Below are 23176 nucleotides of genomic sequence, written 5' to 3' on the forward strand. Positions count from 1 at the left end.
CCTTCGCCCCTGGGCGAGAAGGACCAGGCTAGCCTTTCACCACCGCCTGGTACGCCTTCCGCGCCCGCGCCTGCGCCTCGCCGAGCTTCTTCTTCAGGCCGCGGAACTCGCGCACCCCGCCGGCGCGCGCCAGCAGCGCCCTGAACGCCTTCGGCTCTTCGCTCGGGTCGGCGTTCTCTTCCAGCGCCACTTTCAGGAGTTGGGTCAGGTCCTGCTGCAGTCGCCAGGCGTCGATCAGCGCGTCCAGCGGCTCGGCCTCGGCCAGCCTCAGCTCTCGGAACGCCGTCAGCGCCTCGGCGGTGTTGGGCGACAGGGGCCCGCCCTCCGCGGCGTGGCTGAGCTGCAGGAACTGGGCGGCGAACTCGATATCCACCAAGCCGCCGGGCGAGAGCTTCAGGTCCCAGTCGCCCTTCGGCGGCCGCTCACGCTCCAGCAGCGCCCGCATCTCGCGCACGTCCTTGGCCGTGGCTGCGCGGTCCCTCGGCCGGCGCAGAGCGTCCCCGATCGCCGCCTCCGCTTCGGCGGCGAAGGCCTCGGAGCTCGCCCAAACCACCCGGGCCCGCGTCAGGGCCAGCAGCTCCCACGTCTCCGCCTCCCCCTGGTAATAGGGTTGGAAGGCCGCCATCGAGACCGCGACCGGCCCCTTGGTGCCGGAGGGGCGGAGCTGCATGTCCACCTCGTACAGCGTGCCTTCGGCCGTGGGCGACGACAGCGCCGCGATCAGCCGCTGGGTGAACCGGCCGTAGAAGGTCGAGGCGTCCCAGCCCTTCACCTCGGACATGCCCGCCGGGTCGGCGGCGCGGTAGAGGGTCATGAGGTCGAGGTCCGAACTCGCGCTCATCTCGCGCGAGCCGCACTTGCCCAGCGCCACCACCGCTGCGTCGCCGCCGAAGGCTCCGCCCAGCCGCTCGGCTTCGGCCAGCGACGGCGGCGCGAGGGTGCGGATGCAGACGTCGGCCAGGTCGGCGAAGGCCTTGCCGGCCACCTCCGCGCTGGCCGCCCCGCTCATCACCTGGACGCCCACCCGGAAGGCCTGCTCGCGGTGAATGCGGCGCACCACGTCCATGGCCGCCTCGAAGCCCCCGGCCCGACGCACCGCGCTCGCCATCACCGCCTCGTCCTCGGCGACGTCGATGGGCTCGAAGAAGGCCGGGTCGAGCATGGCGTCGATCGCCGCCGGTCTCCGCGCCAGGGTCGAGGCCAGCCGCGGCGCGAAGGCCATCACCTGCACGATCAGCTCGAACAGCCTGGGCTGGGCCAGGAACAGCGACTGCAGCTGCACGCCCGTCGAGATGCCGGCGAAGAAGTCCTGGAAACGATTGAAGGCCGCGTCCGGCGCGCCCGTGGCCTGGGCCGCTTCCAGCAGCTTCGGCGCGAGCCGCGTGAACAGCTCCCGGCCCCGCTCCGTGCGCGTCGCCGGAATGTGGCCGTGGTGCCAGCCGCGGATGGTCTGCGAAACGCGCGCGGGGTTGGAAAAGCCCATCCGCTGGATCGTGGCCAGCGTCTCCGGATCGTCGTCGACGCCAGTGAAGACCAGGCTTCCGAACTTCGACGACAGCGGCTCCTCCTCGGCGAACAGCTCGCCGTAGCGGGCGTTCACGCCCTTGAGGATCCGGGTGATGGCCGCATCGAAGCTCTGAAGCCGGTCGTAGCCCGACAGCGCCGCCACGCGCCGCCGCTCCGGGTCGCTCTCCGGCAGGCGATGGGTCTGCTCGTCGGCCAGCATCTGGATGCGGTGCTCCACCGCCCGCAGCGTCTTGTAGGACTGGGTGAGCTCCGTCGCCGCCTCGGGCGTGACGTGGCCGGCCTCGGCCAGCGCCGCCAGGGCGTCCAGCGTCCTTGGGCTGCGCAGCTCCGGATGCCGGCCGCCCAGGATCAGCTGCTGGGTCTGAACATAGAATTCGATCTCGCGGATGCCGCCCCGCCCCAGCTTCAGGTCGACCCCCTTGGCCGAGACCCGCTCGTCCACCTTGTGCGCGTGGATCTGCCGTTTGATCGAATGGATGTCGGCGATGGCGGCGAAGTCGAGGTTCTTCCGCCAGATGTAAGGGACCAGCTCCGCCAGGAACGCCTTGGCGGCCGGGATGTCGCCGGCGCATGGCCGGGCCTTGATGAAGGCCGCCCGCTCCCAGTTCTGGCCGACAGTCTCGTAGTACTCGAGCGCGGCCGGGACCGGCACCGCCGGAGGGGTCGAGGCCGGGTCGGGGCGCAGCCTCAGGTCCATCCGGAAGACGTAGCCGTCCGCCGTCTTGGCCTGCATCAGGTCCGATACTCGGTGCGTCAGCCGCACCGCGAAGGCCTGGGGCTCGACGTCCTGCGCCAACACCTCGGCCATCGGCTCCGGATCGAAAAAGACCGAGACGTCGATGTCGCTCGAGTAGTTCAGCTCGAAGGCGCCCTGCTTGCCCATGGCGATGCAGAACCAGCCCGGCGCCGGGCCGCCCGCGCCCTCCCCCAGCTTCGCCAAGCGCCCGGATTCCTGCTCACCCCGCGCCGCCGACCAAAGCGCCGCCGTCACCGCGGCGTCGGCGAACCGCGTCAGGGCGCCCGTCACCTGGTCCAGGTCCCAGAGCCCGCCCAGGTCGGCCAGCGCCGTCAGCAGGTGCAGTTCCTGCTTCAGCAGCCGAAGCGGCGCCATCGCCTGGTCGGGCAGGAGCTCGGCGACCGCCGCCGTCCGGGCCAGCAGGTCTTCCAGCCGCGCGTCCGGATCGCTGTCCAGCAGCGCGCCCAGCCGCTTGGCGTCCCGGCGGGCCAACCCGGCGAGGTAGGGGGCGGCCCCGAACACCGGCGCCAGCGCCGGCCAGGCCTGCTCCATCGCGGGCGTCCAGGCGCTGTCGGCGATGATCTCCCGCGCGCGCTCCGCGGCCTTGGCGTCGGCGACGGGCCCGCACGGCGTCAGCCCATGGCCCAGCTTTTCGGTCTTGCCCGCGGTCATCCGGCGTCCATCATCCCGCCCCTGAACTCACGGGGGGCACGTTCATGAGCATCGCAAGCTGGATCACCCTGCCGCAACTCTCCAGGGCCGGCGACGCCGCCCTGCTGCTGACGCGGCTCAGCGTCGGCGCGTTCCTGATCTGGGGCGTGTGGGACAACATCACCAGCGCCGAGCACATGGCCAGGTTCGCCGCCTTCCTCAAGCAATTCGGCTTCCCGGCGCCGACGCTGATGGCGCCGCTGGGCGTGGCCGTTCAATTCATCTGCGGCGCGCTCTTCATCGCCGGCTTCGCCACCCGCTGGGCGGGTCTGTTGTGCGCCCTGAATTTCCTCATCGCTATTGTCATGGTCGACCAGCACGCGGGGCTCCGCGCCGCCTACCCGGCCTGGTCGCTGGTGGCGATCGGGCTCCTCCTCGCGACCGTGGGCCCCGGCCGCTACGCGGCGGACGCCCGGATCACACCCGAGGCAGGATGAGCGCCACGCGCAGGCCGGGTCCCATCTCGCCCACCTTGCCGGGGCCTTCGTCCAACTCGAGCCGCCCGCCGTGCGCTTCGGCCACGGCCGCAACGAGCGACAGGCCCAGGCCCGCGCCCGGCTCGTTGCGGCTGTTCTCCAGCCGGACGAAGCGCTGGATGACCCGCTCGCGGTCGCCGTCCGGCACGCCGGGCCCGGTGTCGGTGACCGAGAACTCCACCTCGCCCGACGACCTGCGGCGCACCCGCAGCATGATCGCCCCGCCCGCAGGCGTGTACTTCACGGCATTGTCCAGGATGTTGGCCAGCGCCTGGGCCAGGAACTCGCGGTTGCCGCGCACCGTCAGGTCCTTCGCGAACTCGGCGGCGAATTCGATGCCCTTGTCCTCGCACAGCGGCTCGTACAGCTCGGCGATATCCGCCCCGAGTTCGGCCGGGTCGAACACCACCGGGTCCGGCGCCTGGCCGGCCGCCTGCAGACGGGCGATGGAGAGCACCGCGCCGAAGGTCTTCAGCACCCCGTCCGTGTCGGTCAGCGCCTGGGCCAGCGCCTCCTGCGGGTCGCCCTTGCCGGCCTCCACGTCCAGGAAGGCGGACTCCAGGCGCGCCCGGAGCCGCGTCAGCGGCGAACGCAGGTCGTGGGCGATGGCGTCGCCGGCGTGCTTGTGGCCCTGCATCGACCGCTCCAGCCGGTCCAGCATCTCGTTGAGGCCCTGGGCCAGCTCGTCGAACTCGTCGCGGGTGCCGCGCACGGTCGCGCGCGCGCCCAGCTCGCCGTTCCGCACCCGGTCCACCACGTCGGTCAGGCTGGCCATGCTGCGCGAAACGTTGCGGCTCACCAGGACCCCGCCGGCGATGCCGACGATGATCACCAGCACCACCGAGCCCCACAGGGCGTTCACGATCTTGCCGACGTAGGCCTCGTCCTCACCGACGTCCGCCCCGACGAACAGTATCTCGCCGCCGTCCAGCCGCTGCTGCAACCCCCGCGCCGGGTGCTTCACCTCCCGGCCCTGGACGTCGTAGTCGGTGACCTGGAAGGTCGCCCAGGCCGGCTGGCCGTCGAACTCGTCGATCGGGCTCTCCTCGATCGAGCCCGAGATCCGCTCCTCCTGCGGGCTCATCAGCAGGTAGAGGAACGGCCGCTCGCTGGCCGCCCGCTCGATCAGGGACTGGTTCACCGCATCGACACCGGCGCGGTCGTAGACGTCCGTCAGCGACCGCATCTCGCGGCGGATCTCCTGGTCCGTCCGCCGCGTCGCCTCGCCGGCCGTGGCGACGTAGATGTAGGCGAGGAAGGCCGAAGCGGCGCTGGCGAACAGCGCCAGGAACAGCAGCGTCAGCCGGAACGGCGTCGTCCGCAGGAGGCGCGGCAGGCGCACCTTCGTCTAGGCGTCCAGCCGGTAGCCCGCGCCCCGCACGGTCTGCAGCATCGGCCGGTCGAAGCCCTTGTCGATCTTCGAGCGCAGCCTGGAGATGTGCACGTCGATGACGTTGGTCTGCGGGTCGAAGTGGTAGTGCCACACCTTCTCCAGAAGCATGGTGCGCGTCACCGACTGGCCGGCGTGGCGCATCATGAACTCCAGCAGCTGGAACTCGCGTGGCTGCAGGTCGATCTCCTTGCCCTGTCGGTGCACGGTCCGGGCGATGAGGTCCATCTCCAGCTCGCCCACCCGCAGCAGCGTCTGCACCGAGCCGGTGTCGCGGCGCCGCGCCAGGGCCTCGACGCGCGCGATCAGCTCGGCGAAGGCGTAAGGCTTCACGAGGTAGTCGTCGGCGCCCGCCTGCAAGCCGTCCACCCGGTCGGTCACCTCGCCGAGCGCCGAGAGGAACAGCACCGGGGTGCGGTCGCCCTCGCGCCGGATCGTCTCGACCAGTTGCACGCCGTCCATCTTGGGCATCATGCGGTCGACGATCATCACGTCGAACTCGCCCTCGGCCTTGCGCGCCTCGACGAGGCCCTCTTCGCCGTCGGCCGCGGTCACGCAGGTGTGGCCGGCCTCGGTGAGACCGCGGGCCATCACGCCCGCCGCATCGAGGTCATCTTCGACGATGAGGATCCGCATCTGATTCCCGCCCCCCAGAATCTCCGTGGGAGCCTAGCCTGAAACCTTCAGCGGCAGGAAGGACGTCCGGCCGCCGCGGTAGACGCCGACCAGCACGCTGGTGCGACCGGCCTTCTTCGCCGCCTCGACCACCGCCGCCAGTTCCGCCGCGCTGGTCACCGCCCGGTCGTTGGCCCGCGTGATGACGTCGCCTCGGCGCAGGCCCTTGGTGGCGGCGTCCGAGTTCTGGTTGACGCTCTCGACGAGCGCCCCGCGCACTTCGGCGGGCAGGCTCAGCCGCTGTCGCGCCGCCTGGTCCAGCACGCCGAACGACATGCCCAGCACCGGCGGTTGCGGCGCGGTCTGGGCGCCCGGCGCGCCCGGCGTCCGCGAGCCCGGCGCCGAATTGTCGTTGGAGGCCTGCAGGTCGCGCTCCGACGGCCTCACGCCGGACCGGATGGTGACGTTCTGCCGGCGGCCGTCGCGGACGACCTCGAGCCGCAGCTGGTCGCCCGGCCGCGCGCGCGCCACCTGGCGGGTCAGCTCCGACGACGACCGGATCGCCTGGCCGTTGATCGAGGTGACGATGTCGCCCACCTGCAGCCCCGCCCGCGCCGACGGTCCGCCCGGCGTGAGGTCGGCCACGATGGCGCCCTTCTGGTCGCCCAGCCCCGAAGCCTCGGCCATCTCGCTGGTGAAGTTCTGGATGGTCGCGCCGATGTAACCGCGCTCGATGCGGCCGCCGTTGATCAGCTGCTTCACGACGCCGTCGGCCACTTCCGCGGGGATAGCGAAGCCGATGCCGACCGAGCCGCCCGAGGGCGAGAAGATCGCCGTGTTCACGCCGATCACGCGGCCATAGACGTCGAACGTCGGGCCGCCCGAGTTGCCCCGGTTGATCGGCGCGTCGATCTGAATGAAGTCGACGAAGGTTTCGCCGATGTCGCGCCCGTAGGCCGAGACGATGCCGGCGGTCGCCGTGCCGCCCAGGCCGAACGGGTTGCCCACCGTGATCACCCAGTCGCCCACCCGCGGGCGGGCGGCGTTCTCGAAGTTCACGAACGGATAGGGGCCGCGGCCGCCCTTCACCTTGATCACGGCGAGGTCGGTGGCCTCGTCGCGGCCGACGACGGTGGCCTCGAGCTCGGTCTCGTCCTTCAGGACGACGGTGATCTTCTCGGCGTTTTCGACCACGTGGTTGTTGGTGACGATGTAGCCGTCGGCCGAGACGAAGAAGCCCGAGCCCGCCGACTGCTGGGTCGGCAGGCGCGGCTGGCCGCGCTCGGTCTGGCCGCCCTCGTCCCCGCCGTCCTCGCCGCCGCCGGGCTGGCGCGGGATGATGTTGAACGGGAAGCCGGGGATCTGCCGCAGCGACTCGGCGCTCACCCGGCTGGTCACGTTGATCGACACCACCGCCGGGGAGACGCGGTCGAAGATGTCGGCGAAGGACATGGGCGCGCCGGGCGGCGGCGCGAAGATCGGCGCGGTCGAGGCCTTGATCAGTCCGCCTTGCAACTGGCCCGCATTGGCCTCGGGCATGCGCATGCCTGCGCCCGCCACCGCCGCGGCCATGACACCGGCGCCGGCCACGGCGCCCAGCAGGTAACCCGTCTTCTTGCCCGTCGTCTTCGAGGTCATCAGCCTTACAATTTCCCTGTGCGCGCCGAGAGGTCTAGGCGCGCCCGAACAACCTAGGTTCGATGCACGGAAGTGCAACGCCCCTCAAGTTACGTTTAGGCAAGCCTGCGATCAGCTTCGCGTCTGATCTTGGGCGCAAACGTGTCAGCGCGTTTCAGGGTCCGCGATCTTTTTCAGCCGGCGCGTCTCCTCCTCGGAAAGCTCCGGCTCGGGGCCGCGCGCTCTCAGGCGCATGAGCAGCAGCGCGATCCCCGCCAGGACAACGACGAACGGCCCGATCCACAGCGCGAGGTTCCAGGCGTTGAACGAGGGCGTCAGCAGCACGAACTCGCCGTAGCGCTGGGTCAGGAACTGCTTGACCTCGCCCTCGCTCTTGCCGGCCGCCACCTGCTCGCGCACCAGCGCCCGCAGGTCCTTGGCGAGTTCGGCCTCGGAGTCGTCGATCGATTCGTTCTGGCAGACGAGGCAGCGCACATCGCGGAAGATCTCCCGCGCCCGAGCTTCCTGCGCCGGGTCCGGCAGCCGCTCGGCCGGGTCCGACGCCGCGGCGATCGACAGCGCCCCGAAGGCGATGGCCAGCAGCGCCCGCAGCCTCATGCCCCCGCCCCTTTCGGGGCCTCCTTGCGCGCCACGCCCAGCCGCAGCCGGCGATCCGAAAGCGAGACGAGCCCGCCCAGCGCCATGATCAGCGGCCCGACGAAGATCAGCGTCGCCCAGGGGTTCCAGTAGGCCCGCACCAGCCAGACCGGCTGGCCGGCCGCGTCGCGCCGCTCTCCCAGGACGAGGTAGATGTGGCTCATGCCGCGGTAGCACAGCCCGACCTCCGAGGTCGTCTGGCCGCCGGCCGGATAGAGCCGCCGCTCCGGCTGCGCCGTACAGACCGGCTGGCCGTCCTTCGTCACGCTGACCAGGCCGCGCTCGGCCTCGTAGTTCGGGCCCTCCACGCCGTCGATGCGCTCCAGCGTCACGTGATAGGCGCCCACGTCCAGGCTGCCGCCCACCGGCAAGGCCTCGGCCGCCTCGACCTTCCAGGTCACCTCGAAGACCGCGCCCAGCACGAAGACGCCCAGGCCCAGGTGCGCCAGCGTCATGCCCCAGGCCCCGCGCGGCAGGCCCCACAGCCTGCGCCAGCTCTCCCGGCCCGGCGCCCGAAACAGCCGCACGCGTTCGATGATCTCGGCCAGCGCTCCGGCGATCAGCCAGGCGCCCATGGCCACGCCCGCCGCGCCAAGGCCGTGCCGCGGCGCGATGGCCGCGAACACCACCCAGCCGATGGCCACCGCCGCGGCGAACGCCCACCAGAGCCGCCTGCCGCTGCCCATCGCGTCGCCGCGCTTCCACGCCAGCAGCGGGCCCACCGGCAGGAGGATCATCAGCGCCGTCATCAGCGGGGTGAAGGTGAGATTGAAATAGGGCGGGCCGACCGAGATCGCCTCGCCGGTCGCTGCCTCCCGGATCAGCGGGAACAGCGTGCCCAGCAGCACCGTCGCCGTCGCCGCCGTCAGCAGGATGTTGTTCAGCACCAGCGCGCTCTCGCGGCTCACCGGCGCGAACACCCCGCCCTGCGGCAGGCTCGGCGCACGCCAGGCGAACAGCGCAAAGCCCAGGCCGGCGGTCACGCCCAGGATCATCAGCAGCAGCACGCCGCGCGTCGGGTCGACGGCGAAGGCATGTACGCTGGTCAGCACGCCCGAGCGCACCAGGAATGCGCCCAGCATCGAGAACGTGAAGCCGGCCAGCGCCAGGAAAACGGTCCAGCCCGGCAGCGCGCCTCGCTTCTCGGTCACCACGGCCGAATGCAGCAGGGCGGCGGCGATCAGCCAGGGCATGAAGCTGGCGTTCTCCACCGGGTCCCAGAACCACCAGCCGCCCCAGCCCAGCTCGTAATAGGCCCAGAAGGAGCCCAGCATGATGCCGACAGTGAGGAAGCTCCAGGCGGCCAGGGTCCAGGGCCGCACCCAGCGGGCCCAGGCGGCGTCCACGCGACCCTCAACCAAGGCGGCGACCGCGAACGAGAACACCACCGACATGCCCACATAGCCCGCGTAGAGGAACGGCGGGTGGACGGCCAGGGCCGGGTCCTGCAGCAGCGGGTTGAGCGAACGGCCCTCGATCGGAACCTGCGTCAGGCGCGCCAGCGGATTGGAGGCGAAAACGGTGTAGGCGAGGAACACCACCCCCAGCAGCCCCTGCGTCGCCACGGTGACGGCCCGCAGGCCGCGCGGCAGCCCGCGCCCCAGGCCGGCGGCGGCGGCCCCGAAGCCGGTCAGCGCCAGGCACCAGAGCAGCATCGAGCCTTCATGGCTGCCCCACGTGCCGGCCACCCGGTACAGCAGCGGCTTTTCGGAATGCGAATTGGCGGCGACGTTGGCCACCGAAAAGTCCGAGGTGACGAAGGCGTGCATCAGCGCCGCGAACGCCACCGCCACCGACAGGAACGCCGCGAGCGCCGCGCCCTCGCCCGCGCCCGCCAGCACGGCGGACCGCTTCCAGCGCGCGGTCGCCGACAGCCCGACCTGCGCCACGCTCAGCGCCAGCGCCAGGATCAGCGCGAAACTGCCGGCCTCGGCGATCAAGTGGCGTTCTCCTTGCCGGCGGCATGCTCGGGGCGCTGGCCGTCGCCGTACCACTCGCCCTGTTCCTTCAGCGCCTTCTCCACCTCGCGGGGCATGTAGCGCTCGTCGTGCTTGGCCAGCACGCGCTTGGCCTCGAAGACGCCGTCGGCGCGGTAGGCGCCGATGGCCACGATCCCCTGCCCCTCCCGGAACAGGTCGGGCAGGTCGCCCTGGAAGGTGATGCGGTCCGACGCCTTCTGGTCGGTCACCGTGAACTCCACGCGTCCGTCCGGATGCTTCACAACCGAACCGGCCTCAACCAGGCCGCCCAGCTGGATCGATCGGCCGGGCTCCGGCTTGGCGGCCTGCGCCTGGCTCGGCGTGTAGAAGAACGAGATCGAGTCCGAGAGGCCCCAAAGCGTCAGCCCGGACGGCCAACGCCAGCACGGGCGCGATGGCGGCGATGAGGGTCAGGCGGCGACGGGCTTTCGGGGATTTGGGCAACCAGCTCATGGGATCAGCTCACGGCATGGGGGCCGCACGGGCGGCCTCGTCCAGTTGCGTCAGAACATCGGGCCTGTCGGCGAAGCGCGCCTTGGCCTTCGTCAAGGCCGCGTCCCGCTGCGTCACATCGCCCAATACGGAATAGGACCGCACCAGCCGCACCCAGCCCTCCGGGTCGTCCGGCGTCTGCTCCAGCTTCGCAGCCAGGCTCGCCACCATCCCCCGGATCGCGTCCAGTTCGGGCGACGGCTCGCGGGTCGGCGCCGGCCGGCCCTCGGCCTTGGCGATCGCGGCCTCCACATACGGCCGGCGCTCGTCGTCGGCCGGCATCTCGCCGAGCAGCGCCCGCAGGTCGGACGCCGCCTCGGCGCCCCGCCCGGCCTCGGCCTTGGCCTGCGCCAGGTAGAAGCGCGCCGCGGCGTCCTGCGGGTCACGCCGCAGCAGCTCGGCGAACACCGCCTGAGCGTCGGCCTCGACCTTGCCGCCCGACTGGAACACCAGGGCCTCGCCCAGCATCCGGCGCAGATCGTTCCGTTCGGGCGCCAGGGCCACCGCCCGGCGCAGCGCCCGCACCGCGCCGCCCATGTTCTGGGACTCGGCCTCCACCATCGCCAGCATGCGATAGCCCTCCGCGTCGTCCGGCCGGGTCTTCAGGACGTCGCGCAGCACCGCGCCGATCTCGGGCGGCGACAGCGTGGCGAGTTCGGCGGTCCGCCAGGCCTGCAGCCGTTTGGCGTAGGGCTGGTCCGGAAAGCCCGGGGCGCCCAGGCCCCAGTAAAGGCCCAGGGTCAGGGCAGGGACCGCGACCACCGCCAGCAGGACCCGCTTGCGGGCCTTGGGATCGGCGCTCCAGTCGTCGCGCGGCGCATCCGTCGCGGCGAGCAGCCGCCGGGCGGCCTCGGCATGCGCGCTCTTGCGCTCGGCCTCGCCCATCAGGCCTCGGTCGGCCAGTTCGTCGATCTCGGCCAGTTGCCGCCGATACAGCCCCGCCGACGGATCGACGGCGGAATCGGCCGAAGCCGCCTTCGCGGCGCGCATCAGGATCAGGGCGGCGGCGGCGGCCGTCAGCGCCCCCGCTGCGACCCAGAAAACGATCATGCCCGGGCTTTAGCCGAAACCGAAGGACGGTGCGAGCGCGTCTCTGAGACGCGCCTGAAACACGTTCCCGTTCCGATCCGGTGAGGGGCCTCGGCGGGCTAGCCCCAGCGCTCCCAGTGCTCGCTCTCGGCCTCGCCGTCGTCCTCCTCGTCGAAGTGGACCGGCGGCGCGTCGGGATTGGCCGCGGCTGCGGCGCGGCGGCGTACGAGGTCTGCGGCCTTTTCGCCCCGCAGCAGCAGGGACAGGTCGGCCGCCACGCCCAGGAAGGCCTGAGCCCGGTCCGGGTCCTCAACGTCGCCGGTCTTCACCAGGTCCACGAGTTCCTCGACATAGATGTCGATGTATTCCCCCACATGCTCCAGCATCCGGCTGCGGGCGGCGGCGAACCCGCCGTAGTTGGCGCTCGAGCGCACCTCCTGCACGAAGGCCAGCAGGGTCGTGGCCCGGCGCACGTGGGTCTCGTCCGGCGGCAGGCTGAGCCGGGGCTGCGGCCGCCGGATCCGGCGCAGTCTCGCCCGCTCGGTCGGCAGCGCCAGCAGGCAATATTTCTCGGCGTCGCGGATGCGGCCTTCCACGACGCCCGCCAGCGCCGTCTTCTGCTTGTTGATGCGGTGCCCCCACCCGTGGTCGCGCGACAGGTCGATATAGGTCTCGAGCTCCGTCACCTGCAGCGTGATCAGCTCCACGAGCTTGCCGGCCCGCCGCCCGGCCTCCGGCCCACCGTCGATGTCGAGCCTGGCGATGGCCTTCATGGACTCGTCCATCTCGTCCATCAGCCGCTCGCCGAAGCCCGCCATCTCGGAGTCCGCGAGGTAGCGCTCGTTGGGCTTGTCCATGACTTCGGAGATGATCCGCAGGACCATCCAGGGATAGGTCATCTGCGCGGCCAGCATCTCGAAGAAGCGGGGGCCTGCGTCCTCGGCGATGGCCACGGCGTCCTTGTAGGCCAGCCTCGCCGCCGCGGCGGACTCTTCGCTGAACGAAGCCAGCCACTCTGGGATGCGCAGCGCCGAGCGCCGCACCACAGGCGAGAGCTCCAGACAGGCCGCAAGTTGCTCGGCGCCGTCGGGACGCGCCGCATCGGCGAGCTCGGCCGCCTCGCGGAATTCGGGATAGTCGCGCGAGCGCAGGGCGTAGGCGGCGATCCGCGCCAGATGGTCGAACGCCTCCCCGGAGGTCTCCTCGGGGCTGAACGCGCTGAACGCCAGTTCGGCCTCCTCGATCTCTTCCGCGGCGGTGCCGCGCAGACCCCGCCAGATCAGCGGGAGGACGCGCGCGGGGAAGGTCAGCGATCGGGGGTCCCGGCCATCGCCCAGGCACATCGGCGCGATCGCCTGCAGCACGGTGTTGCGCAGCCGGCGTTCATGGACTTCCACCTCGACGAGTTCGCGCACACTGCCGAGGGCGGGATCCTCGCCCGTGTCGGCCAGCGCCATCTGCAGGCCGCCCACGATCTTGTCGGGGGCCGCCTCGACCAGCGTCCGGACGATCTCGATCTTGCGCGGCGACAGCGCGCCCATGGCTTCAGGACTCCGGCGGACTTGAGGTCCGCGACGGTCCAGCTTGCACGACCTGAGGTTAAGGTTTTCCGAAGCTTAAGGTTGCGGCCTCCTGTGGAGAGGGGCCCCTATCCCTCGGCCCGCGGCAGGTGCAGCGTCAGCATCAATCCACCCATGGTTGAATCGCCCAGGATCAGCGAGCCGCGGTAGGCCCGCGCCAGTTCGTCCACGATGGAGAGGCCCAGACCCGAGCCCGGGGCGCTCTCGTCCAGACGGGCGCCGCGCTTCAGCACCTCGTCTCGGCGCTCCGGCGGCAGGCCGGGACCGTCGTCCTCGATGGTCAGCGTCAGGTGCGTCTCGCCCTCCGGGACCGCGCGCACCCGCACCCGGCCCTTGCACCACTTGCCGGCGTTCTCCATGCCGTTGCCGGCGATCTCCATGAAGTCCTGCCGCTCGCCGAGGAAGAACAGGTCGTCCGGCGCATCCCAGTCGATCTGCACGCCCTTGTCGCGGAATATCCGCTCCAGCGTCCGGGCCAGTTCGTCCAGCACCTCCGACACATCGGTCCGCTCCCCCGGCCCCTGCGTCCGCGCCGCGGGCGCGCGCGCGCCGCAGGTGGTGGTCCACCTGCTGCTGCATCGCCTGGGTCTGGCGGGTGACCACCTCGGCCAGCGGACCGGGACGCTGGGAGGCTTCGGTCAGCATCACCGAGATCGGCGTCTTCAGCGCATGCGCCAGGTTGCCCACGTGCGTGCGCTGGCGCTCCACCGTCTCCTGGTTATGGCGCACCAGGGCGTTCAGTTCGTCGGCCAGGGGCTCGAGTTCGGTGGGATAGTCGGCGCTCAGCTGCTCGGCCTTGCCGCGGCGCACGTCGCCTACCTCGCGCTGCAGCCGGAAGATGGGGCGCAGGCCGACGCGCACCTGGATCACGATGGCGCCGATCAGTCCGGCGCTGAGCAGGGCGAACGCCGCTGCGGTGGTCGCCATGAAGTTGCGCACGTCGCGGTCCACCGGCCGCCTGTCCTCGGCGGCCATGAAGATCACCGGCTTCTCGTGGCCGTAGAAGGTGGTCCAGCGCGCCAGCACGCGCACCCGCTCCCCCGGCTGCGGGCCTTCGGCGTCGAAGGCGACGGGCCTGCCGGGGTCGGCCTGCAGGCGGGAGACGAGGTCGCCCGGCGCCTCCAGCTCGGCGTCGAAGAGCGAGCGCGAGGTCAGGCCGTCGATCGCCTCCGCGCGGCCGTCCGGCGTCACCTGGGCGATCTGCCAGTAGCGGCCCGATAGCGCCCGCAGCGCCCTGAGGTCGGTCAGCGCCGGCGCCACCACCTGGCCGTTCTCGATGGTCGAGCCGGCGATCAGGTTGTCGATCAGGTCCGAGAGGTTGGCGTCGAACCGGCGCAACGCCGCCTGCTGGAACAGCAGCGCCAGCACCACCGCCACGATGACCAGGGCCGCGAAGCTCCAGCCCACCGCCAGCAGTACCAGCCGGCGGGCGAGCGAAGGCCGCCTCAGCGCGGTGGGAAGCGCTCGCCCCAGCGTCAACGGCCGCTACGCCTTCTCGCCGGCCCCGAGCTCGTCCTCGGGGCAGATCAGCCGGTAGCCCAGGCCGCGGACGGTCTCGATGCGGTCGGCGCCGATCTTCTTGCGCACCCGGCCGATGAACACCTCGATGGTGTTGCTGTCGCGGTCGAAGTCCTGGTCGTACAGGTGCTCGACCAGCTCGGTGCGGCTGATCACCCGCCCCTGGTGCATCATCAGATAGTGCAGCAGGCGGTACTCCAGCGACGTCAGCCGCAGCGGTTCGCCGTTCACGCTGGCCCGCGCCGCCCGCGGATCGAGCCGCAGGCCGCCGCACGACAGGTTCGGCGTCGCATGCCCGGCCGAGCGCCGCAGCAGCGCGCGCAGCCGCGCCAGCAGTTCCTCGGTGTGGAACGGCTTGGTGAGGTAGTCGTCGGCGCCGGCGTCGAAGCCCGCCACCTTCTCGCTCCACGCGCCGCGCGCGGTCAGGATCAGCACCGGCGTCGCCATGTTGTCGCGACGCCAGCGCTCCAGCACCGACACCCCGTCCACCTTGGGCAACCCAAGGTCCAGGATGACGGCGTCGTAGGGCTCGGTCTCGCCCAGGTACTGGGCCTCCTCGCCGTCCGGCGCGTGATCCACCGCATAGCCGGCGTCAGTCAGCGCCAGCTTCAGCTGACGCGACAGGTCCGGATCGTCTTCGACAAGCAGGATGCGCAAGCTCTGCGTCCTTCCTCGGTTTCCTAAGCCTTCGCCCGCGGGCTACCCGCCCTGCCGGCCGATGATCTGTCCCGACTCGGCGTCCACCACGAACACCACCACCCGGCCGTTTTCGAGCTGCCACTGCACGAAATAGGCGGGGCGGCCCCCGGCGTCGCCCTGCATGGTGTTGAGGTGACGTCCGCCGTTGCGCGACGCGATCATCGCCAGAACGCGCGAAAGCGGAACTTGGCGTCCCGACTTCACGCCCTCGCGGGCCTGGTCCTGGTCGCCGCGGCCGGCGCCGAACACCGGCCGGCCCATGTCCTGCGCGTGCGTCACGGCGGGGGCCGCGGGCGCCGGCGAGCAGAACGGCGATGGCGAAGAGGCTTTTCATGGGATCTCTTCTAGGCGCCCAGGACTGAACCTCGGCTGAACGCCACCCTTAACCTAGGTTCGGCGGCGCGGCGAATACGGCCTGGCCTTGCGCATGTCCTCGGCCAGCAGTTCCAGCGCCGGATCCGGCTGATCGGGCAGGGTCACCACCAGCCGCGCGAACAGGTCCCCCCGCGCGCCCTTGGCGTCGGCGAGGCCCTTGCCCTTCAGCCGCAGCTTGGCGCCCGAGTTGGCTCCCTTGGGAATGGTCAGGGTCACCGGGCCGTCCGGCGTCGGCGCCTCGACCTTGCCGCCCAGCACGGCGTCGTACAGCGTCACCGGCAGGTCCATGACCAGCACCTCGCCCTCGCGCTTGAACACCGGATGCGGCGCGATGGTCAGCTCGATGAAGGCGTCGCCCGCGCCCGACCGGCCCGGCGCGCCCTGGCCCTTCAGCCTCAGCGTCTGGCCCTCCTGGGCGCCCTTCGGAATGCTGACGTCCACCGTCCGCCCGTCCGAGAACGCGATCCGCCGCTTGCCGCCGCGGATGGCGTCGATCAGATCGACCTCCAGCTTGGCGCGCACGTCCGCGCCCCTCTGGGAGAAGCCGCCGAAGCCGCCCCCCTGTCCGCCGCCGCCGCGCCCGCTCCGGCCGCCGCCGAACATCTCGCCCAGGATGTCGCCCAGGTCGACGTCCTCGAAGGTCTCCGTGCGGTAGCCGCCGCGCCGCTGGCCGCCGAATCCTCCGCCAGGCGGCGCACCCCACGGGCCGCCGGCCCCGCCGCCGCCGCCGAAGCCGCGGAAGGTCTCGCGCCCGTCGGCGTCGATCTCGCCGGCGTCGAACTTCTTCTTTTTCTCCGGGTCCCCGATGATGTCGAAGGCGGCGCTGACGCGCTTGAAGCGCTCCTCGGCCTCCTTGTTGTCGGGGTTGGTGTCCGGGTGGTTCGCCTTGGCCAGCTTGCGGAAGGCCTTGCGGATCTCGTCCGCCGATGCGCTCCGGGAGACGCCCAGCTCCTGATAGGGGTCGCGCGCCAAGCTTCCTGAACCTCCGCCTCAAAGCCTTACAACGAATGCGACTTCTAGATTGGCCGCGCGCCGCCGTCACGCAAGCCTCTGTGTGATAATTTTGCCACAGGCGATCCGGCGCGGCTCGCGCTAGGGACATGGCATGGCCGAAAAGCCCGCCTGGACCCGACTCTTCTCCTTCCGCGGCCGCGCCGCGCGCCGCGAGTACTGGCGCGTACTGGCGGCGCTGTTCGTGTTCGGCGTGGTGCTGCAACTCGCGTCGGTGCTGCCGGGCGTCGTCCTGATCGCCCTGCCGCTCGGCCTGGCCACCAATGTCGTCCAGTGGGCCGTCGTCGCCCGGCGCCTGCACGACCTCGGCCGCTCGGGCTGGTGGCAGGTCCCGGCCACGGCGCTCGGCCTCATGGTGGTGGCCGAGGCCGTTTCCCGCGGCCTCATCGATCCCGAGAATCCGAAGCCGCTGCCGCCGCTGCTCGCGGTGGCCATGCTCCTCATGCTGGCCTTCTTCATCGCCATCGGCTCCGTGCGCGGCGATCCGGGGCCCAACCGCTTCGGCGAGCCGCCCCGCTAGTCGTCGCCCCGCTCGACCACCAGGTCCCACGCTGCGAAATCCAGGGCGTCCTCGGCATCGGCCAGCGCGCTCTCGCTCACCGTCTGGCCGCGCACCGAGATCCCCGCCCGGTGCACGCTCTCGGGGTCGCCTGAGAGCAGCGGGTGCCAGTCGGCCAGCTCCCGTCCCTCGTGCAGCCGCCGGTAGGCGCAGCTCCTGGGCATCCACTCCAGCGCCTCGATGTTGTGCGGCGTCAGCTTGATGCAGTCCGGCACGTACTGCTTGCGGTTCGCATAGTCGCTGCACCGGCAGGCGTTGGCGTCGAAAAGCTTGCAGTGCACCCGCGTCGGGATGACCTCGCCGGTCTCCTCGTCCTCGAACCGAACCAGGCAGCACAGGCCGCAGCCGTCGCAGAGGCTCTCCCACTCCGCCACGGTCATCTGTTCGAGCGTCTTGCGCCGCCAGAAGGGTTCACCCGCCATCGCGCCCACATAGGCCGCCGCGAGCCTCGGCGCGAGAGCGACCTTTCGCGCAAGCCCATGAACCTCTATCTCCCCGCCCCCCATGAGAGCTCCGATCCTCGCCCTGAAGGACGTCCGCCTGGCCGACGGCCCGCGGATGCTGTTCGACGGCGTGGACCTGGGCCTCGAGCCGCGCGTCCGCGCCTGCCTCGTCGGCCGCAACGGCGCCGGCAAATCGACCCTGATGCGGATCATCGCAGGCGTCACCCAGCCCGACTCCGGCGAGCGGGTGATCACGCCGGGCGTGCGCGTCTCCATGGTGCTGCAGGAGCCGGAGATCGCCGGCGGGACCCTGCTGGACTACGCTGTGGCCGGCGGCGCCCCCACGCACCGCGCCGAGGCCGAACTGGAAACCTTCGGCCTCGACCCGCAGAAGGTCGCGAGCGGCCTCTCAGGCGGCGAGACCCGCCGCGCGGCGCTGGCCCGCGCCTTCGCCGAGGACCCCGACGTCCTGCTCCTGGACGAGCCGACCAACCACCTCGACATCCTGGCCATCGCGACCCTCGAGCAGGCCATCACCGACAGCCGCGCCGCGATGCTGATCGTCAGCCACGACCGCGCCTTCCTCGAGCGCGTCACCGGACGCTGCTTCTGGCTGGAGCACCGCCAGGTCCGCCGCCTCGACCGCGGCTTCGCGGAGTTCGACGGCTGGGTCGAGAAGATCGAGGCGCAACAGGCCGAGGAGGCGCGGCGCCTCGACAAGGAGATCGAGCGCGAGCAGCACTGGCTGGCGCGCGGCGTCACCGCCCGCCGGGCTCGCAACGAGGGCCGCCGCCGCCGGCTCATGGCCCTGCGCGAGGCGAAGTCCGAACGGCTGAAGGAGGCTCGCGGCAGCCTCAACATGGGCCTCGCCAGCTCCGGCGTGTCCGGCCAGCGCGTCGTCGAGGCCAAGGGCCTGTCCAAGGCCTTCGGCGACCGCGTGATCCTGAAAGGCTTCTCCACCCGCATCATCCGCGGCGACCGCATCGCCATCGTCGGCCCCAACGGCGCCGGCAAGACCACCCTGGTGAAGCTGCTGCTGAGCGAGATCCCGGCCGACGCGGGCGAGGTGAAGCTCGGCACCAACCTCACCGTCTCCTACATCGACCAGGCCCGCGCCGGGCTGAAGGAGGAGATGACCGTCCGCGACGTGCTCACGCCCAACGGCGGCGATCAGGTCATCGTCCGCGGCGTGCCCAAGCACGTGAACGGCTACGCCAAGGACTTCCTGTTCACCGAGATGCAGCTGCGCCAGCCGGTCCGCAGCCTGTCCGGCGGCGAGCGCAACCGCCTGCTGCTGGCCCAGGCGCTCGCCAACCCGGCCAACGTCATGGTGCTGGACGAGCCCACCAACGACCTCGACATGGACACGCTGGACCTGCTCGAGGACCTGCTCGCCGACTACGACGGCACCCTGATCCTGGTCAGCCACGACCGCGACTTCATCGACCGGCTCGCCACCTCCACCATCGGCCTCGACGGGACCGGCCGCGTCGTCGAGACACCCGGCGGCTGGCAAGACTTCATCGGCCAGAACCCCGGCTTCTTCGCGCAGGTCGCGCCCCCGCCCCCGCCCAAGGCGGACAGACCGTCCGCGCCCGCGCCCCGTCCGGCCGCGCCGCCGGCGAAGCTCAGCTTCAAGGAGCAGCGGCGCCTCGCCGAGCTGGACGCCCTGATCCACGACCTGCCGGCCAAGATCGCCACCCTGGAAACGGCGCTGGCGGACCCCGCCCTCTACGCCAAGGATCCGCAGGCCTTCGACCGCTACGGCCGGGCCCTCGAGGCGGCGCGGTCGCAGCTGTCCGCCGCCGAGGAGGAATGGCTGGCCCTGGAGGAGCGCCGCGAGGCCTGGAGGCCAGCCGCTAGCGGCTTTCTGTGGATAAGCTCAACCCGCTGAATCCACGGAAGAAGTCACCCGCAATCCCGCGGTTGTTAACAGCTTCTTCACGGATTGTTGACGCCCGGCGCACGTTGGGCCGCATTCGGGCGCTTGCCTCATACAGGGTTCCGGCGCAACGTCAACAGGCCGACAGGAACTGCGGCGCGGCCCAAGAAGAAAGCTGGCGACAGCGGCCTTCAGAACGCCAAGCAGCGGAGTGTCCAGCGGACCACATGAACCGGGGCGACCCGGAACAGACGGACCCGCGAAGACATCGGATGTGAGGGAAAACCACGGAGTAGCCCGCAAGGGTGAAACGAAACCGAACTCACACCCGGCCTCGATGGCGCAGATCCCCCAACGGATCTGGATGAGAGGGCGACGCCCCGGGCGACCGGAGCGCCGCTCTCTTGCTATTGGGGCCTTTCCAACCTTCACAACAGCGCCCTAACTTCCGCGCCATGAAAGCTCTGCGCTCGCTCGTCCCAGCCTTCGTCGTCGCCGCCGCTGTCGCCCTGTTGGCCGCCTGCTCCGGCCCCAGGGAAGACGCCCAGGCCCCGGCGGAAGCCGGCCGCACCGCCATCCGCTTCGCCACCGACTGGCGCGCCCAGGCCGAGCACGGCGGCTTCTACCAGGCCCTGGCCTCCGGCGAGTACGCCCGCCGCGGCCTCGATGTCCGCATCGTCCAGGGCGGGCCGGGCGTGAACGTGCCGCAGTTGCTGGCCGCCGGCGCCGTCGACCTTGGCATGGGCTCCAACAGCTTTATCGTCATGAACCTCGCCAATGAGGGCGTGCCGGTGAAGGCGGTCGCCGCCTACATGCAGAAGGACCCGCAGGTCCTGATGGCCCACCCGGACACCGGCGCCGAACGGATCGCCGACCTGAAGGGCCGCCCGATCCTGCTCTCCGACGCCTCGGTCGCCGCCTTCTGGGTGTGGTTGAAGGCCAAGTACGGCTTCACCGACGACCAGGTGCGCAAGTACACCTTCAACCCCGCGCCCTTCATCGCCGACAAGCGCGCCGTCCAGCAGGGCTACGTCACCTCCGAGCCCTACACCATCCAGAAGCAGGCGGGCTTCGCCCCTAAGGTCTTCCTCCTCGCCGACGAGGGCTATCCCGGCTACGCCACCATGGTGCTGGCCCCCGACGCCCTGATCGCCAGCAACCCCGCGGCGGTGCAGGCCTTCGTCGAAGCCACGGCGAAAGGCTGGCGCGACTACCTTTACGGCGACCCCGCCGCCGCCGACGCCCTGATCCGCAAGGACAATCCCGAGATGACCCAGGACGTCCTCGACCAGGCCCGCGAGAAGATGAGGGCTTACCGTATCGTCGAAGGCGACGAGGGCCTGCCTGTCGGCGCCATGACCGAGGCCCGCTGGACCGCCTTCGCCGAGGTCGCCAAGGCGCAAGGCGTCTATCCCGCCGCCCTTGACCCCAGGCGCGCCTACACCCTCCAGTTCGCCCCGAAGTAGACGTCTACCTCCCCCGGTCACGGGAAGGGGGGACCGCCCGTCGAAGAGCGGCGCCCGGCTTCGCAGCCAAGGTGTGACCGTCTACAGAACGAGCGCATCATCGGTTTACGAGGATCTCACGGACGTGGCTGACGGCGTGCGCAGGCTCGCGGCGGAACTTCAGGCGCCACGGCCCGCGCCCTCTGCGGGGCGCGGTCCCCCTCCCCCGTCGTCTCCGCGACACGGGAGGCAGGATTGACCACAGCCGCCCTCCGGAATGTCCGCGTGGACTACGCCCGCGGCCCGGCGCTCGGGCCGGTCGACCTCGCCGTCGCCGACGGCGAGGTGGTCGCCCTCGTCGGCCCCTCTGGCTGCGGCAAGTCCACGGCGCTGCGCTTGCTGGCCGGCCTTGAGGGCCCCACCGCCGGCGAGGTGATCCGCGCGCCCGGCCGCGGCGAGACCGCCGTCGTCTTCCAGGCGCCCACCCTCGCCCCGTGGCTCTCGGCCCGCGCGAACGTCGCCCTGCCGCTGGAACTCGCCGGGACCGGCCCCGCCGACGCCCGACGTCGCGCCGACGAGGCGCTGGCCCGCGTCGGCCTCGCGGGGGCCGAGGCGGCGCGACCTGCCACGCTCTCCGGCGGGATGGCCATGCGCGTATCGCTGGCCCGAGCGCTGGTAACCGAGCCCCGCCTGCTGCTGCTGGACGAGCCCTTCGCCGCGCTCGACGAGATCACCCGCCGGGCGTTGGCCGACGACGTGCTGCGGCTCTGGGCCGCCACGAGGCCCGCCATCGTCTTCGTGACCCACAATGTCGAGGAGGCGGTCTACATGGCCTCGCGCGTCGTGGTCCTGACCCGTGGCCCCGGCCGCATCGCCGGCGAATTCGGCGTTGAAGGTCCCCTGCCCCGCCCCGCCGCCTTCCGTACCGAGGCCGGCTTCCGCCGCACCGTGGAGGCCGTCTCCGCCGCGCTGGCGGAAGGCGTCGCGGCATGAAGCGGCTCGGTGAGGTGCTCGCGCCGCTCGGGCTGACCGCCGTCCTGCTGGCGGTCTGGGAGCTCGCCTGCCGCACGCTGGAGGTCCCCGCCTATTTCCTGCCGCCGCCCTCCGCGGTGGCCGTCGCCCTGGCGGACCACCTGCCCGTCCTCGTCGCCGCCGCCTGGCGCACCCTGTCGACCGCGCTGATCGCCCTCGTGGTCGCCAGTCTCATCGCCCAGGCGCTCGCGATCCTCACCGCGCTCAGCCCCTGGCTCGACCGCGCCATCCGGCCGCTGGCCTCGGTCGTGCAGGTCACACCGGTGATCGCGCTCGCCCCGCTGCTGCTGATCTGGGCCGGACTCGACCATCCGGACCGCGCCCTGGTCGCCATGGCGGTCGTCGTGGCCTTTTTCCCGATCTTCTCCGGCGCGGTGGCGGGCCTTCGGGCGGCTGATCCGGACCTGGAGCGCCTGTTCGACCTCTATGGCGCGAAACCGTGGCAACGTGTGCGGCGCCTCCGCCTGCCCGCCGCCGTCCCGTTCCTGCTGGAAGGCCACAAGGTCGGCGCCGGCCTCGCCCTCATCGGCGCCGTGGTGGCCGAGTTCGGCGCCGGCTCCGGCGGCGTCTCCGGCCTTGCCTGGCAGATCCAGGACGCCGGCGCCAAGCTGCAGACGGCCCGCATGATTGCGGCCCTGGTGGTCCTGGGGATCATGGGCGTGGCGCTCCACGCCGCCCTGGAGCGGCTGGAGCGCGCCGGCCTCAGGTGGTGGCGCGGGCGCTAGAGCCTACCGGGCCGCCTGGCTCACAGGCTTCAGGTCGTAGCGCACCGGCACGCGCACCTTCGAACCCACGATCGGCAGGCCTTCCGCCGACCACGGCTCCACCTTGAACTTCGGCGCCAGCGCCAGCACGCCCTGGCCAAACCCCTGGCCCGCCGGCTCCTCCTTGTCGACCGCACAGCCGCTTAGGACCCCGCCAGCCTGCACGTCGCAGACCAGCACCACCCGCACCGCGTTCGGCCCGTCCTCATGCTTCGGGATCGTTGCCTGGAAGTCGGCGGCCTCGGGCATCGCCGTCCACTTCGGCGTGCGCGCGGTGAAGTCCGCCTTCAGCAGGTCGGCCTGGAAGTTCACCGGCACCTTTACCTCGACGCCGGTGGCCACGCCGCTCACCCGCATGCCGTGCGCCAGCTGTCGCGCTGCCTGGCCGAAGCCGTGACCGCGGGGGGTCTCGCCGATCACGCTGCAGTCCTTCAGCCCGCCGCCGGACGTGGCCGTGCAGCTCAGGTCCACCGCGCCAGACAGCCCGGCCGCCTTGGCCTTCGCCGGGAACGCCGCCGCCACCCGCTCGCGGCTGGGCGCCTCCACGAACGTCGCCGCCACCTGGGCGCTGGCCGCTCCGGCCACGAGCGCCGCGCCGGCGGTGATCAGGGTGAGCAGGGTCGTACGCATGCTGAAGTC

The 23176-nt window shown here is 71.4% G+C and carries 21 protein-coding genes and 1 pseudogene; 7 read left to right on the forward strand and 15 right to left on the reverse strand.

Annotated elements, in window-relative coordinates:
- Nucleotides 1-28: 28 nt before the first annotated feature.
- The gene (locus LRS10_RS01295) at nt 29-2935 is read right to left on the reverse strand and encodes a bifunctional [glutamine synthetase] adenylyltransferase/[glutamine synthetase]-adenylyl-L-tyrosine phosphorylase (protein WP_257835675.1); all 2907 of its coding nucleotides are present in this window, start codon (nt 2933-2935) and stop codon (nt 29-31) included.
- Between the two features lie 44 nt (nt 2936-2979).
- Between LRS10_RS01295 and LRS10_RS01300 the strand changes: the two genes are divergently transcribed.
- Entirely contained in the window at nt 2980-3411 is a 432-nt protein-coding gene (locus tag LRS10_RS01300; RefSeq protein ID WP_257835676.1) for a DoxX family protein, read from the forward strand.
- Here the strand turns inward: LRS10_RS01300 and LRS10_RS01305 are convergent.
- From LRS10_RS01305 to LRS10_RS24165, 9 genes and pseudogenes are all read right to left on the reverse strand, one after another.
- Complete coding sequence (locus LRS10_RS01305; RefSeq protein WP_257835677.1) at nt 3392-4792, reverse strand: HAMP domain-containing sensor histidine kinase; 1401 nt, start codon at nt 4790-4792, stop codon at nt 3392-3394. The two genes, LRS10_RS01300 and LRS10_RS01305, sit on opposite strands and share 20 nt — an antisense overlap.
- Nucleotides 4793-4798: 6 nt before the next feature.
- Complete coding sequence (locus tag LRS10_RS01310; RefSeq protein ID WP_257835678.1) at nt 4799-5476, reverse strand: response regulator transcription factor; 678 nt, start codon at nt 5474-5476, stop codon at nt 4799-4801.
- Nucleotides 5477-5509: 33 nt separating this feature from the next.
- Nucleotides 5510-7093, reverse strand: a complete 1584-nt coding sequence (locus LRS10_RS01315) for a Do family serine endopeptidase (RefSeq protein ID WP_257835679.1) — start codon at nt 7091-7093, stop codon at nt 5510-5512.
- 144 nt (nt 7094-7237) lie between these two features.
- Nucleotides 7238-7690 (reverse strand): cytochrome c-type biogenesis protein, encoded by a 453-nt coding sequence (locus tag LRS10_RS01320; protein ID WP_257835680.1) that lies wholly within the window; start codon nt 7688-7690, stop codon nt 7238-7240.
- On the reverse strand, nt 7687-9669 hold the full coding sequence (locus LRS10_RS01325; protein ID WP_257835681.1) for a heme lyase CcmF/NrfE family subunit: 1983 nt from the start codon (nt 9667-9669) through the stop codon (nt 7687-7689). Before LRS10_RS01325 ends, LRS10_RS01320 begins: the two co-directional genes overlap by 4 nt.
- Nucleotides 9666-10161: pseudogene (gene ccmE / locus LRS10_RS01330) on the reverse strand (cytochrome c maturation protein CcmE). Before ccmE ends, LRS10_RS01325 begins: the two are co-directional and overlap by 4 nt.
- A gap of 9 nt (nt 10162-10170) precedes the next feature.
- Nucleotides 10171-11250: a c-type cytochrome biogenesis protein CcmI gene (gene ccmI, locus LRS10_RS01335; protein WP_257835682.1), complete on the reverse strand. Its 1080-nt coding sequence runs from the start codon at nt 11248-11250 to the stop codon at nt 10171-10173.
- 98 nt (nt 11251-11348) lie between these two features.
- A complete protein-coding gene (locus LRS10_RS01340) occupies nt 11349-12770 on the reverse strand; it encodes a hypothetical protein (protein ID WP_257835683.1) in 1422 nt (473 codons plus the stop codon).
- Nucleotides 12771-12877: 107 nt separating this feature from the next.
- Nucleotides 12878-13189 (reverse strand): ATP-binding protein, encoded by a 312-nt coding sequence (locus LRS10_RS24165; RefSeq protein WP_308238004.1) that lies wholly within the window; start codon nt 13187-13189, stop codon nt 12878-12880.
- A 175-nt stretch (nt 13190-13364) separates the two neighbouring features.
- Here LRS10_RS24165 and LRS10_RS24170 point away from each other — a divergent pair, with 175 nt between their 5' ends.
- Nucleotides 13365-14030, forward strand: a complete 666-nt coding sequence (locus LRS10_RS24170) for a hypothetical protein (protein ID WP_308237888.1) — start codon at nt 13365-13367, stop codon at nt 14028-14030.
- A 264-nt stretch (nt 14031-14294) separates the two neighbouring features.
- Here LRS10_RS24170 and LRS10_RS01350 read toward each other — a convergent pair whose 3' ends face one another.
- From LRS10_RS01350 to LRS10_RS01360, 3 genes are all read right to left on the reverse strand, one after another.
- Nucleotides 14295-14984: a response regulator transcription factor gene (locus tag LRS10_RS01350; protein ID WP_257835685.1), complete on the reverse strand. Its 690-nt coding sequence runs from the start codon at nt 14982-14984 to the stop codon at nt 14295-14297.
- 42 nt (nt 14985-15026) lie between these two features.
- Nucleotides 15027-15305 (reverse strand): PepSY domain-containing protein, encoded by a 279-nt coding sequence (locus tag LRS10_RS01355; RefSeq protein WP_257835686.1) that lies wholly within the window; start codon nt 15303-15305, stop codon nt 15027-15029.
- Between the two features lie 108 nt (nt 15306-15413).
- The gene (locus LRS10_RS01360) at nt 15414-16373 is read right to left on the reverse strand and encodes a DnaJ C-terminal domain-containing protein (RefSeq protein WP_257835687.1); all 960 of its coding nucleotides are present in this window, start codon (nt 16371-16373) and stop codon (nt 15414-15416) included.
- Between the two features lie 133 nt (nt 16374-16506).
- Between LRS10_RS01360 and LRS10_RS01365 the strand changes: the two genes are divergently transcribed.
- The gene (locus LRS10_RS01365; RefSeq protein WP_257835688.1) at nt 16507-16932 is read left to right on the forward strand and encodes a DUF805 domain-containing protein; all 426 of its coding nucleotides are present in this window, start codon (nt 16507-16509) and stop codon (nt 16930-16932) included.
- Here the strand turns inward: LRS10_RS01365 and LRS10_RS01370 are convergent.
- Nucleotides 16929-17393, reverse strand: coding sequence for a YcgN family cysteine cluster protein (locus tag LRS10_RS01370; RefSeq protein ID WP_257839054.1), 465 nt, complete (start codon nt 17391-17393; stop codon nt 16929-16931). The genes LRS10_RS01365 and LRS10_RS01370 overlap by 4 nt on opposite strands.
- Before the next feature lie 82 nt (nt 17394-17475).
- Between LRS10_RS01370 and LRS10_RS01375 the strand changes: the two genes are divergently transcribed.
- The 4 genes from LRS10_RS01375 (at nt 17476) to LRS10_RS01390 (ending at nt 22498) form a co-directional block, all read left to right on the forward strand.
- Complete coding sequence (locus LRS10_RS01375; protein WP_257835689.1) at nt 17476-19308, forward strand: ABC-F family ATP-binding cassette domain-containing protein; 1833 nt, start codon at nt 17476-17478, stop codon at nt 19306-19308.
- Nucleotides 19309-19751: 443 nt separating this feature from the next.
- Nucleotides 19752-20762: an ABC transporter substrate-binding protein gene (locus tag LRS10_RS01380; protein ID WP_257835690.1), complete on the forward strand. Its 1011-nt coding sequence runs from the start codon at nt 19752-19754 to the stop codon at nt 20760-20762.
- Between the two features lie 234 nt (nt 20763-20996).
- Nucleotides 20997-21734 (forward strand): ABC transporter ATP-binding protein, encoded by a 738-nt coding sequence (locus LRS10_RS01385; protein ID WP_257835691.1) that lies wholly within the window; start codon nt 20997-20999, stop codon nt 21732-21734.
- Complete coding sequence (locus LRS10_RS01390; protein WP_257835692.1) at nt 21731-22498, forward strand: ABC transporter permease; 768 nt, start codon at nt 21731-21733, stop codon at nt 22496-22498. The genes LRS10_RS01385 and LRS10_RS01390 overlap by 4 nt, the downstream gene beginning before the upstream one ends.
- A gap of 3 nt (nt 22499-22501) precedes the next feature.
- Here the strand turns inward: LRS10_RS01390 and LRS10_RS01395 are convergent, their stop codons facing one another.
- Complete coding sequence (locus LRS10_RS01395; protein WP_257835693.1) at nt 22502-23167, reverse strand: hypothetical protein; 666 nt, start codon at nt 23165-23167, stop codon at nt 22502-22504.
- Nucleotides 23168-23176: the final 9 nt, after the last annotated feature.

This window comes from Phenylobacterium sp. J426, from assembly GCF_024699945.1.
Taxonomy (GTDB): domain Bacteria; phylum Pseudomonadota; class Alphaproteobacteria; order Caulobacterales; family Caulobacteraceae; genus Phenylobacterium.

Bases quoted from the DNA above. Each gene is read 5' to 3' on its own strand.
- LRS10_RS01295 (WP_257835675.1), bottom strand. From the start codon at position 2,935: ATGACCGCGGGCAAGACCGAAAAGCTGGGCCATGGGCTGACGCCGTGC.
- LRS10_RS01300 (WP_257835676.1), top strand. From the start codon at position 2,980: ATGAGCATCGCAAGCTGGATCACCCTGCCGCAACTCTCCAGGGCCGGC.
- LRS10_RS01310 (WP_257835678.1), bottom strand. From the start codon at position 5,476: ATGCGGATCCTCATCGTCGAAGATGACCTCGATGCGGCGGGCGTGATG.
- LRS10_RS01315 (WP_257835679.1), bottom strand. From the start codon at position 7,093: ATGACCTCGAAGACGACGGGCAAGAAGACGGGTTACCTGCTGGGCGCC.
- LRS10_RS01320 (WP_257835680.1), bottom strand. From the start codon at position 7,690: ATGAGGCTGCGGGCGCTGCTGGCCATCGCCTTCGGGGCGCTGTCGATC.
- ccmI (WP_257835682.1), bottom strand. From the start codon at position 11,250: ATGATCGTTTTCTGGGTCGCAGCGGGGGCGCTGACGGCCGCCGCCGCC.
- LRS10_RS01340 (WP_257835683.1), bottom strand. From the start codon at position 12,770: ATGGGCGCGCTGTCGCCGCGCAAGATCGAGATCGTCCGGACGCTGGTC.
- LRS10_RS24165 (WP_308238004.1), bottom strand. From the start codon at position 13,189: ATGGAGATCGCCGGCAACGGCATGGAGAACGCCGGCAAGTGGTGCAAG.
- LRS10_RS01365 (WP_257835688.1), top strand. From the start codon at position 16,507: ATGGCCGAAAAGCCCGCCTGGACCCGACTCTTCTCCTTCCGCGGCCGC.
- LRS10_RS01370 (WP_257839054.1), bottom strand. From the start codon at position 17,393: ATGGCGGGTGAACCCTTCTGGCGGCGCAAGACGCTCGAACAGATGACC.
- LRS10_RS01375 (WP_257835689.1), top strand. From the start codon at position 17,476: ATGAGAGCTCCGATCCTCGCCCTGAAGGACGTCCGCCTGGCCGACGGC.
- LRS10_RS01380 (WP_257835690.1), top strand. From the start codon at position 19,752: ATGAAAGCTCTGCGCTCGCTCGTCCCAGCCTTCGTCGTCGCCGCCGCT.
- LRS10_RS01390 (WP_257835692.1), top strand. From the start codon at position 21,731: ATGAAGCGGCTCGGTGAGGTGCTCGCGCCGCTCGGGCTGACCGCCGTC.
- LRS10_RS01395 (WP_257835693.1), bottom strand. From the start codon at position 23,167: ATGCGTACGACCCTGCTCACCCTGATCACCGCCGGCGCGGCGCTCGTG.